A 16,899-nucleotide genomic window follows, 5' to 3' on the forward strand; every position below is an offset into this window, starting at 1 on the left:
GCCGTCAACACGGCGGCCCCGGCGGAGGGTTCGCACCGTCACTTCGCCACGCTGGCGGAGGCCGCACCGGAGACCCTGGACGCGCGCCTCGGCCCCTCCTCGCCCTCCGCGTGCGCACCCCCGCTCGACGAGGCCCTGTACGCCGCTGTACGGGCCGGGCGCGTGGCACCCGGGCCGAGAAACCCGGGCGGGACGCAAGACGCCAGAACGCCACGCAGGCGCCCTCCAGGGGCCAGGCACAGGACCGCGCCCCGCCCGGGAGGATCCGGGCGGGGCGCGGTGCGTTCACCGGAGAGCCGGCTGTCGGTGGTCGGGGGCGTGCTGGATGCAGCGGACGCCGTCGGCGGGGTGCCACTCCATCGCCGGTTCGGCGGCCCGGCCGTGCTCGGCGCACCAGTCGGCAGGGGTCAGGCCGCCGCAGGCGTGCCGCCGGCAGACGCACTCCGGGCCCGGGGCGGCATACGGCAGGCCGTGGCGGACCTGGCCCCCTGACGGACGGGGTGAGGCGGCGCCCCGGAGACGGGCAGGCCACGCCAGGGTGATGCGCAGGCCGCCGGCCCCGGCCCGGTAGCGGTCGATCACCCGCACCTCGCCCGTCACCGCGAGGGGTGCCGTGCCGGGCGCGGTCAGCCGGCTCACCGAGGCGCCGTACTCGTCGGCGGCGAGCTCGGCCAGGGCGTCGGCGTCGTCGTCGGTGGTCCACGCGGTGAGCCGGTCCTCGCCGTCGGCGTCGACGGCCAGGACGAGCCACGGGTCTTCGAGGCGGAACGGGAGCTTGCCGCCGCCGGTGCCGGCCACGAGCAGCGAGGCCACAGGGAGTGTGGCCGGTACCTCGATCTTGTCGTGGGCGAGGAGCCAGTCGACGACCGCGCGGAACTCGAACTCCGGATGCACCTCCGTGCCGCCGACCGGGTCGGGGAAGTCGTCGTGGCGGCGGCGCCAGTTCACCACCGCGGCCCGGCCCACCCCGGCGATCCGCCCGACCTCCGTCAGCAGCAGCCTGTCGCCGTCCGGCCCGGCCGGCTCCAGGGCGGCGAGCGGTGAGCGGCGGCCCGGCCGGACGGACCGCAGCGCGCGCCAGTCCACGGCGGGCCGGATAACCGGGAGCAGGGCGACGTCCTCGGCCGAGTAGAGCGGCACGGTGGTGAGGCCGCCCTGGCGCTTGTAGTCGACGTCCACCGAGCCGACCGGGTGGATCCAGCCGAGGCGGACGATCTGGTCGTAGTCGGTCCGGCGCACGCCGAGGCGGAGGGCGGCCTGGTCAGGGCCGAGGGGGACGTGGCGGTCGAGGAGAGCGGCAAGGTCCCGGCGGTGGCCGAGGGCGGCGACCTGGTCCGGGTGGACGTCGGGGAACTCGGCCTCGCCGCCGAGGAAGACCAGCAGGCCCGCGCGCACCAGATGCCCGACGGCCGAGGCCGTCACCCGCGGCCGGCACCGCAACGGCGAACCCAGTGCCTCGGTCAGCCGGTCGGCGGCCGTCCCCGCGCCGATCACCCGCAGCGCCGCGCGGACCGCCTCGGCGTCGGCGGCCTCCACCACACCCCGCGACCACAACCCCCGCCCCGCGTCGGCCGGCGGGACCAGACCGGACCCCGTCGCCCACCGCCACGCGGCGACCGACACCCGCAGCCGCCCCGCCGCCGCGTACTCGTCGTACGTCTCGCGCACCGAACGCGCCATCACACACACCTCGCAATCGAACGGCCCCGCCGATCGGGGCCGCGCCGGAAACATGCCGAAACAGCTCAAGTATTGTCAATAGCCCTGATTTCAGGGTGAGTTGCGCCTTGACCGCACAAACCGCCCACGCGTACACGAGGGCCGAAAATCACCCCTCCGGGGGACACCACGCACAGACCCGGACCGACCGGGGAGACCCCGCACCACCGGCCCGGGACACACGCCGCGACCAGCGCAAACGCAAAAAGCGCCCCGCCCGGGAGATCCGGGCGGGGCGAGGGTGCCGGCGGCCGGTCCTACCGCGATGTGTCAGCCGGGTCGGTGCCGGGGCCGAGCGTGCGGCGCGCCCTCGGCGCGGGTGCCGGGTGCGGGTCGAGGACGCCCCGGGCGCGCAGCTCGGCGACGTCCGGCAGGTCGAGGCCGGGTAGGCCGGTGAAGAGGTCGGCTTGGGCGGCCTGGATCGGTGCGGCCTGCGGGCCGGGGCCGAGGGTGCGGCGTGTGGTCACGGCGGTCACCGGCTCCCCGAGGTCAGGGTGAGGGCGAGGACCTGGTGGGCGGCGGGCCACTGGTAGCAGGATCCCCGGTCGGTCTCGACGGTCACGTAACCGTCGGTCACCTGGACGCGGGTGATCGTCTCCATGGTGGTGCTGGTGGTGACCATGACGGTGCGTCCGGTGGTGAGCCGGTCGGCGCGGACGTGTTCGGTTGCGGTGCTCACGGGCGGTGTCCTTTCAGCGTGTCGGTGCTACAGCTCGAACGTGATCTGCTCGATGTCGGTCAGCTCCACGAGCAGGCCCTCGGCGCGGTGGCCGCCGTCACGGAAGTACACCTCGCCCAGGACGTCCCCGGCGACGCGCTCAAGGTCGCGGTCGGTGGCGCCGGCGGCCTGGGCATCGAGGAGCCGGGCGGCCTGGCCGGGCGGGAGCGCGAGGGTCAGGTGGCGAAGGCTGTCCCCTCGCTGAGTGGCGGTGGGGGGCGCGGACGGTGCCCCCCACCGCCGGGTGTCCGGCTACTTGGTCCGCTGGGTGGGGACGCGCAGGAGCTCGGTCAAAAAGCGCAAGTGGTTAAGGAGCAGGTCGAGAACGGCATCTTCAGTGAGGCCAACGGTGTCGCCGTCGGCGTCGGTGCCGCCGGTGAAGACGGCGTTGCCGAAGTAGCGCTGGCACGGGGTGCGGTAGCAGGCGAAGAGGCGGAAGGCGGGGACGTTCTCGTTGGGGTTGTCGATGAGCATGCCCTCGTCGTCGATCCACATGGAGAGGTCGGCGGTGATGTCGGCGACGTCGACGACGTCGCACTCGATGGCGGTGCGGAGAGTGTCGAGGCTCTTGGTGGGGTCGGACGGCCAGTCGAGCAGTTGGAAGAAGCCGTCCGGGCGGACGAGCAGGGCGTAGGCCGTGGTGGTGCTGGTGTTGGACATGGGTCTCCCTCAAGTCGGATGGGGTGTCTTGGTGTTGGGTCGGGTGCCACCTCCGAACCAACGAGAAAACTATATCAAATTTCACCGCATCGCGGGGTGGGTTTTCCGTTGTTTCCGCAGGTCAACCCGTTCAGGTGAACCGGGCTGGGCCGGGGTCAGGGGTACGCCGCCGCTCCTGACGCGCAGCGTCAGGGGTTCCCCGAGCGGACGGCGCGCAGCGCCGAGAGCACGCCACGCAGGGGCGGGCCCGGTCCCGGACGACCGGCGGCAGGGTCCGGCGCGCAGCGGCGAACCCGACCTGGACCAGCGGCCTTCCGCCCCACAGGGGCGGCGGACCCCAGGCCCCGGACCACGCCGGAAAGATGCAGCGGTGGCCCACAGGGCGCCGCAGCCTGCTCCCCGACCCGGGGCTGCTCTTTCTTGTCAGATGGGCTTGCGGCCGACCCCGCTGCCCGATGCGGTCCAGGCGGGTGACTTGGCTCGTTGTGTGCCGCGCGGGGCCGTTCCTGGCTCCGCGCGGCGGATGGGGTTACAGGGCCCAGGAGAAGTCGAGGGTGATCGGCATGAGGAGGTGTCGGTAGCCGTCGCCCTGGAGGTCGGGGCCGTCGGTGAGCAGCACCGGCTTGCGCAGTCCTTGGCCGTTTTCCGTGTCGGGAAGGTGCAGGGTAAGGGTGTCGCCGGCGAAGGCGTCGAGGGCGGCGGTGAGGTAGGCGGGTTTCAGGGACTGGGAGCTGGCGTGGAGCGTGGTGGCGTCGCCGCCGACGGTCTCGTAGGGCAGGGGGATGCCGGAGAGCCGGGCGCGGTCGTGGGCTTCGGGGAGTGCGGGGGCGAGGGTGAGCGTGCCATCGCGGTTCCACCGGAAGCTGATCGGGGTCAGGCTGTCGGCGCCCTTGGCCTTGAGCACTGCCGTGCACTTCTTCGTCGCGGTGACGAGTGCGACGCGGTCGATCTGCAGCGAGGCGGCGGCGGTCGTCGGGAACAGCTTGCCGTGCCGGGGGAGGCGGCCGTCGATCAGGCGGGTGGTGAAGGTCAGGCTCCCCAGGGTGAGCGTGACCCACAGGCGGTCCTCGCTGACGCCGATGCCGACGGGGCCCGTGTGGTCCTTCAGGGGCTTGGCCAGACGCCGCAGGAAGCTGCCGGGGATGTTGAGGTCGAAGGCGGCGGTCTGCGGGGCGCCGGGGGCGGTGCGGGACGGGAGGTCGGCGACGGCGAAGCGGTAGCGGTCGGTGGCGGCGAGGGTGCACGTCTCAGCGTCGATGGTGAACTGGACGCCGGCGAGGACGGGAAGGGTGTCGTCGGTGCCGGTGGTCGGCAGGACGCGGTCGAGCTGGCGGCGGAGGGCCTGCCCGTCCAGGACGACCATAGCGGCCACGGGGGCGGGAGCGGAGACGTAGGCCGTGGTGTCCAGCGCGCTGATGGGGACGGTCATGTCCGGTCCGACCAGCAGGTCGCCCCGCAGAGCGACCGAGGTGGCCGCCGCTGTGGCCTTGGGCTCGCCCGCGACCATGGCGGCGAGGGTCTTGCTCAGCTCGGTGAAGTCCAGCAATGACGTTCCGGCCGCCTGCGCAGTCGGGCACGGCACGGTGACGCGGACGGCGGTGTCAAGGTCGAACGTGCTGTATACGGCCTGGCCGTCCCGGGTTTCGACGATGACACCGCGCTGGGCGGGGTTCGGGAGCTTCGGGTTGATTCCGAATTCAGCGTTCTTCAGGGCGGAACTGAATTCTGCATGGGTGCAGGTGAATTCTGCATTCGGATGCACGGGGTTCATATTCTCGGACATGAGTCTCCCTCAGAATGGGCGAAGTGTCTTGGCGTTGGTCGGGTGCCACTCCCGAACCAACAAGACAACTCTATCAAACTTCACCTCATTTCGCGGCGGGTTTTCCCCTGATCCCGCAGGTCAACCCGCACGGGTGACACCTGCGGCGGGGTGGCAGGCCAGGGCGCGCCCCGAGTGTGGACGCCCGCGCCCATACGACCTGAGGGTCTATCCCTTGGACGAACAGCGCATCACCACGGGGTGCAGCAGTCCGAGGCGCTCGCGGCCCGCGCAGTGCATGCACTGGGGCGGCGGATGTTCTGCAGGATGATCAGCGCCAGCCGCTCCAGGGTCGTAGCTGAGCGAGATCGTCGGGCAGGGCGCGCCCTGCGGGCTCACACGACAGCGAGCGGCGGCGTCCCAGCGGCGCCAGGCTTCTTCTGCTTCGGCGTCGACCCGGGCGAACTCGCCCAGCGTGCCCGCGTTCAGGCCCTCGCCGGTACGGGATCGACGTGCACATCGGCGGGGCGGAAACCTGACCGCAGCCAACCACCTCCGCGCGCGCCGGCTTGCCGGGCACTGCCGGCACCTACCCGAAGGCCAGATGACGAACTGGAAAGAAGGACCTGGCTGTCCCGGCATATGCCGGATACGGTCACCGTATCGGCGCGCACCAGCGGCGCAGCACCACGAGGAGGGGAACCATGCGACGAGACATCGGATGGGGCGTGCAGGGCGACACCGGCTGGGGAGTCCAGGACAGCGGCTGGGGCGCAGCCGGCGACCCGAACTGGGCCTGAGCCCCTCGGATCCTTGCACGCGTGGCGCGTGGTCGACCACCGGGGCGTCGGCGTCTGATCGAGCTGCGCGCCCTCGCAGAGCCCCGAGCCACTCGTGCGCCCCGGGGTCGTGTCGCCTGTCTCACCGCCGCTCTCACCAGTCGTCAGGCGCGCTGCCCACCCATGCGATCGGCCGGCCTTCTCTGTTGCGGCCCCAGTGCGGTTCCTCCATCGAGGTCTCGTGCCCGTCGGGCAGGACACAGATCCGCCCCCAGCGGCCGTGCTTGCCCTCACAGGCCCCGGTGAGCAGGACTGCGTCGCCCGCCGCCACGGCCTGGTCGTGGCGGTCCTGGAACGGCTGGAGTCGGGCGCACAGCTCCCTGCCGAATTCCGTCTCCGCCGCCTCCACCCGCTCCCGCGCCGCCCGCACCCCAGGGTCGGACAGCACGAACGAGATAACGTCCTCGGCCTCCGCGAAGGCCATGGTGCGGGCGTGCCGCCGCGCAGCATCCTGCACGCGCCGCTCTTCCTCGGGTGCGCTCATCATGGCGCTCCTTCCGTCGCCGCCCACTCCAGCCCGAGGCCGGCCAGCGCGGCGAGTTTCTCGGCGGTGAGTTTCGTGCGCCTGGCCTTGGTGTTCGAGAGCCAGACGCCCAGTTTGACTTCGGTTCCGTCCTCAAGGCGTTCGATGTGGGTGCGGCTGACGGGCCCCAGGGTGCCGGTTCGGTCCTTGTACTGGGCGAGGGCGGCGACGCCTCGCTCGAAGGCGCCCATGGCGGCCTTGGCGGGAGCCTGGTCAGGTGGGAGGGGTGTGATGCCGAGCTGCTCCAGGAGCTCGCGCTGTCCGTCCGTCAACGAGGTCCATAGGTTGTGCTGGCGCTGTCGGGCGAGCCACCGGCCGACGTCCATGCCGTAGACGGTGACGCCGGGCAGGACGTGGGGCTGGCCGGGTTCGTCGGCGACGAGGTCGCGCAGGGCGGCGTAGTGGCGCTGCCAGTCGGCGGGCCATGCGGGGTTCCAGTGCTCGTCCACCTCGCGCAGAGCTGCTTCCCATTCGGGGTGGTCGGCGAGGGCCCCGGGGCGGCGGAGGTTGGAGAGCCACTGGCCGATCGGCCGGTCCAGAGCGGTTGCGGTGCGGGGCGCGCAGAGTGTGCCGTGTTGCTCGTAGTACGCCTTCGCGGCGGCGAGGTTCTCCTGGAATCGTTCGTCTGCCGGCGACCAGACCATGCCGAGCTTCTCGAGTCGTCGGGCGCGCTGGCCGGTCATCTGCCCGGCGGTGTAGGCACGGCGCTGCTCGGCGATCCACTGCCCGAGAGGGTAGGCGCCTTCGTTGTGCCCGTAGGGGACGCGGGCGTGTCCCTCGCGCTGGGTGTACTGCTTGAGCTTCGACCAGCCGCGGGCCCAGTCCTGCCTTTCGGTGTCGATGACGTTGAAGCTGACCCAGTCGGCGATCATGGCGGGGTCGCGGCGGGAGGCGAAGCGCAGCAGGAGGCGGGATTCTTCCTCGCCTTCCTCGGGCGGCGGGCCGATGTACTGCGAGGGCTGCGCGGTGTCCTTCTGCGGTTCCTGGGGGATGGCCAGGAGCTCCACGGCCTCTTCGTCGTGGGCGCGCAGCGCCTGCAGGACCTTGACCAGCGGGCGGTAGGAGGCGGAGGTGAACATGTCCTCCTCGGGCTTCTCGCCGGGCTGGAGGAACACCGGGACGATCAGGGAGGCGAGCTTGCGCTCGCCGGGCTTCTGCCGCAGGGCGCGGCCGATGGCCTGCACGATGTCGTGCGGGGCGCCCTTGGGGTCGAGGAGTGCGACGCAGTCGACGGCGCGGATGTCGACGCCTTCCCCGAGGACGCGGACGTTGGACAGGATCGCGCGCCGGGCAGTGCTGCCGAACTGGCCCAGGACCTCGCGCCGGTGCTCGGCGGCGTGTTCGCCGCACAGCCAGTCGGCCCAGATCCGGTGGGGGTAGGTCTCGGGCTCGTCGGCGTGGAGCTTGGCCGCCACACCGGATAGGCCGTCGGCAAACGCCTGGGCTTCCATCGTGCGGTGGTGGAAGGTGATGCAGGTCTGCAGGGCGTGGTCGGACATTGTGTGCAGCAGGGCGGCCTGAAGGGCTCCGAGTCGCTGCCCGCGGACCTCCTCGGAGTGCCGGTCCTCGCCCATGAGCCGTTCCGGGGTGACGAGCGGGTCCTGGATCTCCATCACGATGATCTGGTAGCGGGCGAGCAGCCGGCGGGAGACGGCCGAGGCGAGCGAGAGCTTGTAGAGCACGGGCCCGAAGAGGTCCGGGTCGTCCATCGAGGCGGCCATCTCCTGCGGCAGCGCGTCCCGGACGCCTTCGGCGACTTCCCAGTGCGGGGGGCGCTCCTGCCAGATCCGCGGGGTCGCCGTCAGGTACAGGCGTCGTGCGGCGGGGATCACGCCCTGCTTGTGCACGTCAGCCCAGGCCTTGCCGAGCGATCCGGACGTGCGGTGGGCTTCGTCCACGCACATGAGGTCCAACGGTGCGAGGCGCTGGCCGTAGATGCCTGCGAACGCCTCGGCGAGGACGTCGAGGGAGGCGTAGGTGGCGTAGATGGTCACGGGTCCGGTGCCGTGCCACAGGGCCAACTGGACGGGGTTGGTCGTCGCCCGCATTCCGCGGCTCCACAGCGCCGGGTCGTCGTGGAGGGAGCACACGGCGACGGCCGGCCCGGTGTGGCCGGCGTCGTGCCAGGCCCTCACGGTCTGGGTGAGCAGATCCAGGGTCGGTACGAGGACGAGAACGCGACCGTTGCGGGCGATGCGCCGGGCTACTGCGGCCGCGATGATCGTCTTGCCGGTGCCGCAGGCGGCATGGACCTGGCCGCGCAGGCCTGTCGGTGGGATGCCGGCGGGCGGGGTGTCCAGGCCGCGCACGATGGCGTCGACAGCTTCGATCTGATGGTCGCGCAGCTTCACGGCCATGGCTCGGTGTTCTCCTCATCTCGCGGGCGAGCGCCACTTCAAAGGGCGGGTGGTGTCCCGGTGCGGACCGTGTCGTCACGGGTCCCCGGGGTGGAGAAGCGGCCGGCGCCCTCAGTCCGCCCCGAGGGGCGGGTGGCACGGGCGCCGGCCTACCAAGACACCCGCTCGATCCTCTGGGGAGCGTTGCGAGGCGTGGCGCAGAGTGTACCCCAATCGGGGGGTGGAAATCCGATACAGTTTTTTCGTACCGGGTGGAGTGTCCTGCGTCCGTCCTGTCAACGTCGTCCCGTCACTCTGGAGTTCACCGTGATCCGCGCCGGCCGCGCCGACCAGGTCCGTACGATCGCCGAGCTCGCCCGGCAGCAGGGGGTGAGCATGAGCAAGTACGAGAAGGACAAGCCGTACCTGGCCGAGGGCTTCCCGAAGCCGATCAGCTCCGAGGGCTCGCGCTTCCGCCTCTACGACGCCGAGCAGGTCGACGCCTATCTCACAGGTCGGCCGATCCCCGCTCTTCCCGACGAGGACGACGACCAGGACCTCCTGGACCGCCGTGAGGCCGCCGACCTGATCGGCGTGGCCCTCGCGAGCTGGGACGTCTACAAAAAGCGCCCCGAGCTGCAGCAGCACCTGGTCGTCGCCGGCGGCGTCGACCACTGGCCCCGCGGCGTCATCCTCGCCTTCCGCCAGAACCAGACCAGCCGGCCCGCCCGCGGCGGCCGCCCCAAGGGCACCGGCGACATGGTCCCCCGCGAGCAGCTCCTCGATCGCACCGCACTCCTCCTCGACGCCGACCCCACGCTTTCCACCGCCAAGGTCACCGAGGCCCTTGGGGTGCACACCGCCACCGCCCAGCGTGCGCTCACCCAACTCCGCGCCCGCCGCATCGCCGACCGCCTCGAGCACGACCCCGCGCTCACCCCCGCCGAGGCCGCCGCCGAGCTCGGCTATCCAGCCGGCCACATCCGTGCCGCACTCGCCCAGGCCGAGGTCGAGCTGCGTGCTCGCGGCGCCGCGGTCTACCTCCGCCAGATCACCGAAGCCCTGCACGACGCCGACCTCGCCACCAGCCCTGTGCCGCCTGTCGTCGAGCAGACTGGCGAGACACTCCGCGCCTCCGTGCCGCTCACCGACAACGCACCCGTTCCGGCGCTCGTCTGGGAGGAGGAGACCGGATGGCGCACCGCCGGCCGCCGCCGCCACCCCTTCACCGCACCCGACACCCGCCCTCTGCTCATCGGCACCACCCGCCCCACTCCCGGCGACCTTCTGGCCGCCCTTCGGGGCCTGACCCCACCGGGGCCGGCCCACTGATCCTCAGACCGTCCGACTTTCCCCCGAGCCCTTCAGAAGGACACGCCAACACCCGATACGTGGGACGTGGCGATGTTCCGGACGGCGACGGTGAAACGGTGAGGCCCACGCGAGCGGGGAGACGCTGGACGGTCCGGCTCGTCCCGCACGGTCGGCCGGCGGCCGGTGTCTGCGTGATCGACTGCGCGGACCCGAGCTGCACTCCCGTGACCACGCGTTTCCGAGACCCGGTCCTGGCCCGTACGGAAGCCATGCGCCATGTGCGCGAGCACGTCGCCCGCATCGAGGTCGTGGCCGGGACCGGCTGCCGCTGCCGTGCCGAGTCCTGCGCCTGGCACCCCACCGCAGCGGTCGAATGCGCGGGACGACCGGTGCTCGTGCTCCTGCCCGACGCCGTGGGCCGGCTGTGGGTGATCGCCGAGGTCTGTTCCGCGTGCGCCATGCGGCTGCCCCGCGGCAAGGTCCTCAAGGAGAGCGCCCCGCCCGTACCGCGGGAGCGCCCGACCCCCGCCAACTGCACCGTCTGCGCGCAGCACGAGCTCACGGCCGGGCCGGCCACCGAGCAGGTGTCCGTGGACGGTGAGCGGACCTACGGGCCGCCGGCCGCCAAGTGGAAGCCCACTGCGGCGTACGCCGATCACACCGAGTTCTGCCTGCGCTTCCTCCAGGACGCCCGGGTCGGGCGGACACCAGAGGCCCGGCTGATCGCTCTCCTGGCACTGCTGCGCATGCGCAAGGACGGGCGGGTGCTGCTGATCAGCGAGGACCTGTCCAGCTCGCGGACCGGAGTGAACCACATGGCGCTGCAGGAACTGATCGACGACGGATGGGTGGAGGGCAGCGTCGAGGCGGTCCGAGCCGCTGTACCCGGGGCGCCCGCAGCGCAGTGCACCATGTCTCGCCTCGCAGAGCCGTGGCTGACGGGGGAAATCAGCCGGAAGGTTCGAAGGCCGTTCAACGGCTGGGTCCAACGCCTCATCAGCCATGGGCTCCTCGACAGTCAGCCGGCGGGAGTCCGGCTCGCAGCCCTGTACATCACCGCCATGAGCAACCCGCAGGGCCACGGCCAGATCGGGCGCCGGATCCTCGCGAACCGCTGCCGCTTCACCTCCGTGGAGGTCAGCGTCCCCGTGCTGCTGACGCTTCTGGAGATCGGCTGGTTCAGCCAGCTCCACCCACGCCACGATCCCCACGCCCTGTCCAGTTGGCGCCTCTCCCCCGAAATCCGGCCGATCATCCCCGGCGCCGCCGGAAAGGTGGACACCACGCCCGCACCGATCGCTCTGGCCGGCCGCGGCCCCGACCTCGCGAAGTGGGCGCACGCCTACTACAAGCAGCACCACCACGCACCGCCCCTGAGGCGCCTCGTCAACGCCCACTGCGAGGAGAACCCCCACGCTCCGTGGACCAACGCCCAAATGGTCCAGGGCATCCGGACCGAGAGAGACGACGGGTGGCTGATCATCGGAACGGAAGACTGGCGCCCTGTCCAGCCCGGCCCCGCCTACAGCCGCCTCCTCACCGAGTCCCGCACCCCCAAGTCGACGTTCCGTCCCCGCCAGCAGCCGCACCCCGCGCCCCCGAAACCTCCCCCTCCGCCGCCCGGAACCTCACCTCACGGCCACGGCCCGGACCTACCTCTGCGCCCCACCCGGGTGACCGTACCCTCCGGCCCTCCAGAGCCAGATGGCAACGCCACCCTGCGCAGACTCCTCCTTATCCCCGGCGCCCGCGATGTCCTCCAGGCCCACAATCCCCCTGCAGGGGCGGCGGGCGCCGGTACGTAACCCCGCCAAGGTGTTGCGCTGTTTGTATGCCTCGCGGTCGAAGGCAGGTGGTCGGCCGCCCATGCGGCCGCGCCGCAGCCGGTGGCCACGCTGGTCCGCCGGGACAGGGATCACTGCCCGGATCCCGCGCCTTCGCAAGTGCTCGCGAATGGCCCAAGATGAATGCGCCTTGTCGGCCAGGACGAACTCCGGCCAGGTCCGGGGCGGCCGAACGGGCGGGGAACGCGGAGGCGGTCCATCACGTCTGGGAAGGCGGGCGCGTCGCTGGCTTGTCCGCCTGTGAGATGGAAGGCCAGCGGCCGACAGGCGCCGTCGGCCGCGTACCCGCCGGGGCCCCTTTCTACGGGCCCCGGCCGCGTGCTGGTGAGCTCAAACGATCGTGGAGTCCACCGAGACAACCCAGTCCAGGTCTTCTTCGGCGTCGGCCTGCGCTATCAGAGCGGTGAACACCCGCTCCCAGGTGCCGTCGAGGGCCCACATCCGCAGCCGGTTGTCGCCTCGCCAGTTGCCGTACTTCTCAGGCAGGTGCACCCATTGCGACCCGGTCTAGGTCCGATCCGGCAGCAACGGTTCGATCCGCGCCCGCTGCGCGTCAGTCAACGGCACACCCGGACCAACGATCAGACGATCGGAAGGGAGCGGCTATGCACCGGCCACGTCAGGCGGGGTGGACGCCGGTGCCGAGCGTGCGGCGCGCCCTGGGGGCGGGTGCTGGGTGCGGGTCGAGGACACCGCGGGCGCGGAGCTCGGCGACGTCGGGCAGGTCGGTTAGCAGGTCGGCCTGGGCGGCCTGGATCGGCGCGGCCCGCGGGCCGGGGCCGAGGGTGCGGCGTCCGGTCATAGCGGTCACCAGCTCTCCGAGGTCAGGGCGAGGACGTGGTGGGCGGCGGGCCACTGGTAGCAGGACGCTACTCCCGCAGCTCGCCGAGGGTATCGAGGTCCGGGCACCGCGCAGGCATAGGCGGCGTGCGCGGCGTCGTCGGCGGCCGGGGCGAGGGCGGGTGAGGATCGAGACCAGGAAGCGCGCGGCTTCGATCCCCGACGGGTGGGGCGGGAATCGGCACGGGCAGCGGCGGTGCGGTCCGCCTCGGCGCCGCAACCCCAGGTCCTCGCGCGCCCGGCCGTCGTTTGACGGTGCGCGGCGACGGCGAACGCGAACGCGGTGACCGCCTCCAGTTCGCGGTCGCGACGGAGCCTCAGCCCGGCAGGCGTCCCGGGCGGCGCGGGCGGAGCGCTGCTGGATCTGCCCGGCGATGACCGCACCGTCAACCCAAGATGGCCAAGAGGGTGGGGACTTGCCCCGCGCAGGTTACGTCGTCAGCACGAGCCGGAAGCGGACGAGCAACCTCCTAATTGATCGATTGCTTGTGATCGCTCGGTGGCTTAGGTTCCATGGGCCCGTTCATCACGGGCCGGGGGGATTACGGCGTCGGTCTGTGTAGTGGCGCTGCGCGCCCTCGTCGTACTGAAATACATCTGGGGGATAGCTTGATGGCGTGGGGTTCACAGCCAGTGCGGCCGCTGCGTGTGGGCGCAGCGGCACTGGGATTGGTGCTGGCGCTAAACGGAGCGGCAGCACCGATGGCGTCGGCGGTCGGCCAGAGTGCGGCTTCGCCAGCAGCAGTCCGGTTGCTGAAGGATAAGCGGGGCATCGACTTCACGCGACAGACGCCGCATGACCGACCAGCGAGTTCGAGGCAGTCCGTGGTGTCGAGCACGACGGACTGCGAGGCGGCGGAGACGCGAGCCAGGCACACGGGGAAGCCCGCCCTATGTGTCGAGACCAACCTGCAGGTTGTTCAGCGGCAAAGAACGCAGCCCACGAGCAATGCCTCACGTTCGGATGTCCAGACTGGGGCCATTGCGTCTTCCGTGCCGCCGGACACCCCCATCCTCACGCAGGTGCCGGTTCAGCTCGACATGCCCTGGTGTGACCAGCGCTCGTCCACTGGTTACAGCCGTTTTCAGACGTGCCTGAAGCCCAGCGGGCCGTTGACGGTGATATTGAAAAAGGCAGACGGAAGGGATCTGGGCGTGGCCCAGTGGGCGTACGATCAGCGGATCGAGACCCATCCTCATGACGAGGGCATCACGCAGTCCATCTCCCTTGTCCCGGTTCGCCTGGACCCGGCTCTGGTCTCGGTGACACTGGACTTCAGACCGCAATGCGCAGCCGCATGCTCTATGGGGCGACCGCTGCAGTGGGGGGCGATGACGTGGACTCCTGGCGACCTCCACGAGGCTCAAATGCGGCATTTGTTCTTCTGGACCAACTCTAATGTCGCGGGCGCTTCTGACGGCCTGAATTTTGCCTGGTCCGTAACGGCCACCTCGCCCGTGGCAGCCGCCCCGGACACAGCAACGTGGCGAGATTATTTGACCGATATCCGGTGCGACCGTCGAGTGGGCACCACGGCTGGCTGCGTGTTCTGGCGTTACACACCCACCTTCACTGTGGACAAAACCAAGTACCCAGCCGCCCAATACTTCATCGCTTGGACACAGCGCATGTACGGCGGCATGGGCCTGCAAAAGCTCAACCGGCCTCTGCACCGGCAGGCTGACGACACAATTGTCCGCCAGAATCGCAGCCGCATCTGCAACAGCACCTTCATCCCCAATGACGATACAAACATCATTGCCACCCGGATAAAAACGGACGACAGAACGTCGTGCGACGAGTTCCCGTTCGCGAGCTCACGAGAAAGCGGCAGGACGTCGACGGGAGGCCAGGTGGCAGGCGGCCAGGAGTGTGCACAGTTCTACGCTTTCTCATGGCCCGAGGGCCCGAGCGGCTGGAGCGTCTACTACGACCGCGCCTATCCCGACCCGTCTCCTCCCGCCAGTCCGGGTGTGCACTGCGGCCGGGCCAACATACCTCTCTCCCAGAACACCGGCGTCGGAGGTGACCTCGGGCGGTTCACCGTGGACGTGCGGCTCCTCGACAACGATGAATACTTCGTTGAAAGCGGCGCATACGACAAATTCACACCGCCGGCTGCGGTTCCGTTTTCAGGTGTTCTCGGGAACAAGAATTCGTCACTGGTTCTGGGGATCCGACAGTCGAGCACCACACCCGGCGCCGATGCCATCCAGTGGGAGCATTTGGGCATCCCTGACCAATTCTGGTCGTACTCGCACCAGCCGGGCACCCGAATCTACGAGATCAAGAATGAGAACTCCGGTCAGTGCCTGGCAATCAGCGGCAGCTCAGTCTATGACGGCGCAAAAGTGGTGCAGTGGCCCTGCGACGGCAGCCAAAGCCAGAAATGGGAAATCATCCCTACTCACGACACGCACGGTGATGCACAATACCGACTGAAAAACATCAACTCAGGCAAGTGCCTGGCCATCAGGGCAGGCAGCACCGACAGGGGCGCCGACGCCATCCAGTGGGAGTGCAACGGCGGTGCCGAACAGTACTGGGTCTGAGGACCTAGATCACGGCTCCGGGGCTCCGGCAAGCTCGCTTCGCCGGAGCCAGCCCCGCCCAGTCCCTGGCCCGAGCGAGTGAGCACATGCGCCCCCAGAACGCGCTCGGTCCCGCTCCCCGATCGACCGGCGAGGGGCCCACGCGTGGCGCCGCTCCGGTCAACTCCGGCCCGGGCCGCGGGCCACGCCCCTTTCGACCAGCCCACGTCCGTGCCACCCGATGCGGTGGCCCGGGCGGACCAGGCCGCTCCAGTGCCAGCCGATCCGCTGCGGCGGCCGCATCCTGGGGCAGCTCGCAGGCCCTGCGCGGGGAGTACATCGGCCAGCCCTTGTAGTGGTCACGACCTCCAGGTGCTCCTGGGCGACGAGCTCAGCGACGTCGTCGGCGGCGACCGCCGCGCCGGTGCGCTAGCAGGGCGGCGATCCGGTGCGCCCCGAGCGCCTCCGGCACGTACGGCTCCTGCTGCGGGACCACCGCGGTGGCCTCGGGCGTCGCGGTCTCGGCGGTGATGGTGTCCGTGGGCTGTTCATGGGCATGCCGAAGGCGCTCAGCGACGAGGGCATCGTGTACCGCTACTTCGAGCAGCTCGCCGAGCGCGGTCAAGGACGTCTCAAGGTCCAGGCCAACACGAATCCTTCGAGGGCCTCCTCGAGCTCGCCGACCGCGGCACGCTGGTCGACCTGGCGAGCGTCTATCGCCGTGGCGGGAGCAAACCCCGGTACTCGAACATCTGGATGGCATGGGCCAGTGGGTCGCCCCGCCGGCTGCGGGCAGGCATCGACGCCGAGCGCGGCCGGCCCTTGGCGGAGCGCGCAAGATGTTCGTCGACACCCAGCTCCGGCTTCGAGATGCCAGCCGCGACCTCGGCCCGGAGTGGTCCGGGCGACTTGCCCCCATCGACCGGGATGCGATTTCGATCCTGCGGCCCGCCGACGCACAGCGCCTCATGCAACGGGCCCGCCCCTCCGCTGCGGCTGCCTGGTCCCGCAGCAGCACCATCGCTCAAAGGGCGGATGTGCCTCTGGACCGGTGTCCTGCTCGGATGATGAAGGCCGCCACCTGATGGGTGGCGGCCTCCGGTTTGGCCCAGCGTGGCCGGTGATCAGCGGACGAGTTCCTGCGGCAGGCCGGATGCCCCCATGAAGGCCATCATCTCGGCATCCCAGGCCACCTCGCTGGCGAAGCCCTCAGCGATCTCGGTGCTTCGCCTCACGGGATGCGGCAGGTGCTGGTCGGTGAACCCCAGCATCTGTGCGCTCGCCCGCCACACTCGGGCGTCGGGGTTCTGTCCGACGGCGGCGTGGTGAGCGGCGAGCAGGTGAGCCGCGAGGGGATCTCCGGCGCCGGCGGCGAAGCGCCACCAGTACAGCGCGCTGTCGCGACGGTCGAGGCGGTAGAGCAGGCAGGCGAAGGTGCGCGCTCCGGTCTCGTCGTAGTCGGAGGCGAAGTCGGCGAGGGTGTCGACGTCGTTGGAGCGCAGGACGTTTTCGCACAGCACCTGGACGTAGGCGAGGACAACCGCTCTGGAGGCGGTGGGGTCGTGCGCGATGATCGGGGTGGGACGGCGCCTGACCATGCGGCGGCGCCCGGGCCGGGTGGAGCCGCGGGGGTGCGCTGTGGCCGGTTCAGGGCCGCAGGCGGGCGGCGGGAGCTGGGCGACGGGCTGCTTGTGCGGGCCGGGGTCGGGCGATTCAAGGTTCCGGTGCTGGACGGTGTCGGTGACGGTGTAGGTGACCCTGGCGGGGCGCCGGGAGTCCTGGGCGATGCGGTCGGCGAGCCGATTCATGAAC

General features: G+C 70.7%; 13 protein-coding genes and 1 pseudogene. 3 read left to right on the forward strand and 11 right to left on the reverse strand.

Annotated elements, in window-relative coordinates:
* Nucleotides 1–285 precede the first annotated feature (285 nt).
* From ABZ135_RS37550 to ABZ135_RS37580, 7 genes are all read right to left on the reverse strand, one after another.
* On the reverse strand, nucleotides 286–1,680 hold the full coding sequence (locus ABZ135_RS37550; protein ID WP_356702704.1) for a hypothetical protein: 1,395 nt from the start codon (nucleotides 1,678–1,680) through the stop codon (nucleotides 286–288).
* Nucleotides 1,681–1,976: 296 nt separating this feature from the next.
* Nucleotides 1,977–2,186 carry a hypothetical protein gene (locus tag ABZ135_RS37555; RefSeq protein ID WP_356702681.1) on the reverse strand — a complete coding sequence of 70 codons (210 nt, stop codon included), beginning with the start codon at nucleotides 2,184–2,186 and terminating at the stop codon, nucleotides 1,977–1,979.
* A gap of 5 nt (nucleotides 2,187–2,191) precedes the next feature.
* Entirely contained in the window at nucleotides 2,192–2,398 is a 207-nt protein-coding gene (locus ABZ135_RS37560) for a hypothetical protein (RefSeq protein ID WP_356702683.1), read from the reverse strand.
* Nucleotides 2,399–2,689: 291 nt separating this feature from the next.
* Nucleotides 2,690–3,097, reverse strand: a complete 408-nt coding sequence (locus tag ABZ135_RS37565; RefSeq protein ID WP_356702685.1) for a DUF3846 domain-containing protein — start codon at nucleotides 3,095–3,097, stop codon at nucleotides 2,690–2,692.
* A 529-nt stretch (nucleotides 3,098–3,626) separates the two neighbouring features.
* Nucleotides 3,627–4,859 carry a hypothetical protein gene (locus tag ABZ135_RS37570; protein ID WP_356702687.1) on the reverse strand — a complete coding sequence of 411 codons (1,233 nt, stop codon included), beginning with the start codon at nucleotides 4,857–4,859 and terminating at the stop codon, nucleotides 3,627–3,629.
* Nucleotides 4,860–5,792: 933 nt separating this feature from the next.
* Nucleotides 5,793–6,182: a hypothetical protein gene (locus ABZ135_RS37575; RefSeq protein WP_356702689.1), complete on the reverse strand. Its 390-nt coding sequence runs from the start codon at nucleotides 6,180–6,182 to the stop codon at nucleotides 5,793–5,795.
* Nucleotides 6,182–8,578, reverse strand: a complete 2,397-nt coding sequence (locus ABZ135_RS37580) for a Helicase associated domain protein (protein ID WP_356702691.1) — start codon at nucleotides 8,576–8,578, stop codon at nucleotides 6,182–6,184. Before ABZ135_RS37580 ends, ABZ135_RS37575 begins: the two co-directional genes overlap by 1 nt.
* Before the next feature lie 306 nt (nucleotides 8,579–8,884).
* On the opposite strand from ABZ135_RS37580, the gene ABZ135_RS37585 reads away from it, so the two are divergent.
* Both ABZ135_RS37585 and ABZ135_RS37590 read left to right on the forward strand, forming a co-directional pair.
* Nucleotides 8,885–9,889, forward strand: coding sequence for a hypothetical protein (locus tag ABZ135_RS37585; RefSeq protein ID WP_356702693.1), 1,005 nt, complete (start codon nucleotides 8,885–8,887; stop codon nucleotides 9,887–9,889).
* Between the two features lie 206 nt (nucleotides 9,890–10,095).
* The gene (locus ABZ135_RS37590; RefSeq protein ID WP_356702695.1) at nucleotides 10,096–11,676 is read left to right on the forward strand and encodes a hypothetical protein; all 1,581 of its coding nucleotides are present in this window, start codon (nucleotides 10,096–10,098) and stop codon (nucleotides 11,674–11,676) included.
* A 6-nt stretch (nucleotides 11,677–11,682) separates the two neighbouring features.
* Here the strand turns inward: ABZ135_RS37590 and ABZ135_RS37595 are convergent.
* Nucleotides 11,683–12,297, reverse strand: a pseudogene (locus ABZ135_RS37595) (IS5 family transposase); the annotation flags it as partial.
* A gap of 37 nt (nucleotides 12,298–12,334) precedes the next feature.
* Nucleotides 12,335–12,526: a hypothetical protein gene (locus ABZ135_RS37600; protein ID WP_356702697.1), complete on the reverse strand. Its 192-nt coding sequence runs from the start codon at nucleotides 12,524–12,526 to the stop codon at nucleotides 12,335–12,337.
* Nucleotides 12,527–13,578: 1,052 nt separating this feature from the next.
* On the opposite strand from ABZ135_RS37600, the gene ABZ135_RS37605 reads away from it, so the two are divergent.
* Nucleotides 13,579–15,108, forward strand: a complete 1,530-nt coding sequence (locus ABZ135_RS37605) for an RICIN domain-containing protein (protein ID WP_356702699.1) — start codon at nucleotides 13,579–13,581, stop codon at nucleotides 15,106–15,108.
* 370 nt (nucleotides 15,109–15,478) lie between these two features.
* On the opposite strand, the gene ABZ135_RS37610 is transcribed toward ABZ135_RS37605, so the two are convergent.
* Together ABZ135_RS37610 and ABZ135_RS37615 are read right to left on the reverse strand one after the other, a co-directional pair.
* The gene (locus ABZ135_RS37610) at nucleotides 15,479–15,712 is read right to left on the reverse strand and encodes a hypothetical protein (protein ID WP_356702701.1); all 234 of its coding nucleotides are present in this window, start codon (nucleotides 15,710–15,712) and stop codon (nucleotides 15,479–15,481) included.
* Nucleotides 15,713–16,211: 499 nt separating this feature from the next.
* Nucleotides 16,212–16,899, reverse strand: a 688-nt coding sequence (locus ABZ135_RS37615) for a hypothetical protein (RefSeq protein ID WP_356702703.1), incomplete at its 5' end; no start/stop codon positions are given.

This window comes from Streptomyces sp. NPDC006339, from assembly GCF_040612775.1.
In the GTDB taxonomy this organism is placed as follows: Bacteria; Actinomycetota; Actinomycetes; order Streptomycetales; family Streptomycetaceae; genus Streptomyces.

Coding starts and splice junctions, on each gene's coding strand:
- ABZ135_RS37550 (WP_356702704.1), bottom strand. CDS start 1,680: ATGGCGCGTTCGGTGCGCGAGACGTACGACGAGTACGCGGCGGCGGGG.
- ABZ135_RS37565 (WP_356702685.1), bottom strand. CDS start 3,097: ATGTCCAACACCAGCACCACCACGGCCTACGCCCTGCTCGTCCGCCCG.
- ABZ135_RS37575 (WP_356702689.1), bottom strand. CDS start 6,182: ATGAGCGCACCCGAGGAAGAGCGGCGCGTGCAGGATGCTGCGCGGCGG.
- ABZ135_RS37580 (WP_356702691.1), bottom strand. CDS start 8,578: ATGGCCGTGAAGCTGCGCGACCATCAGATCGAAGCTGTCGACGCCATC.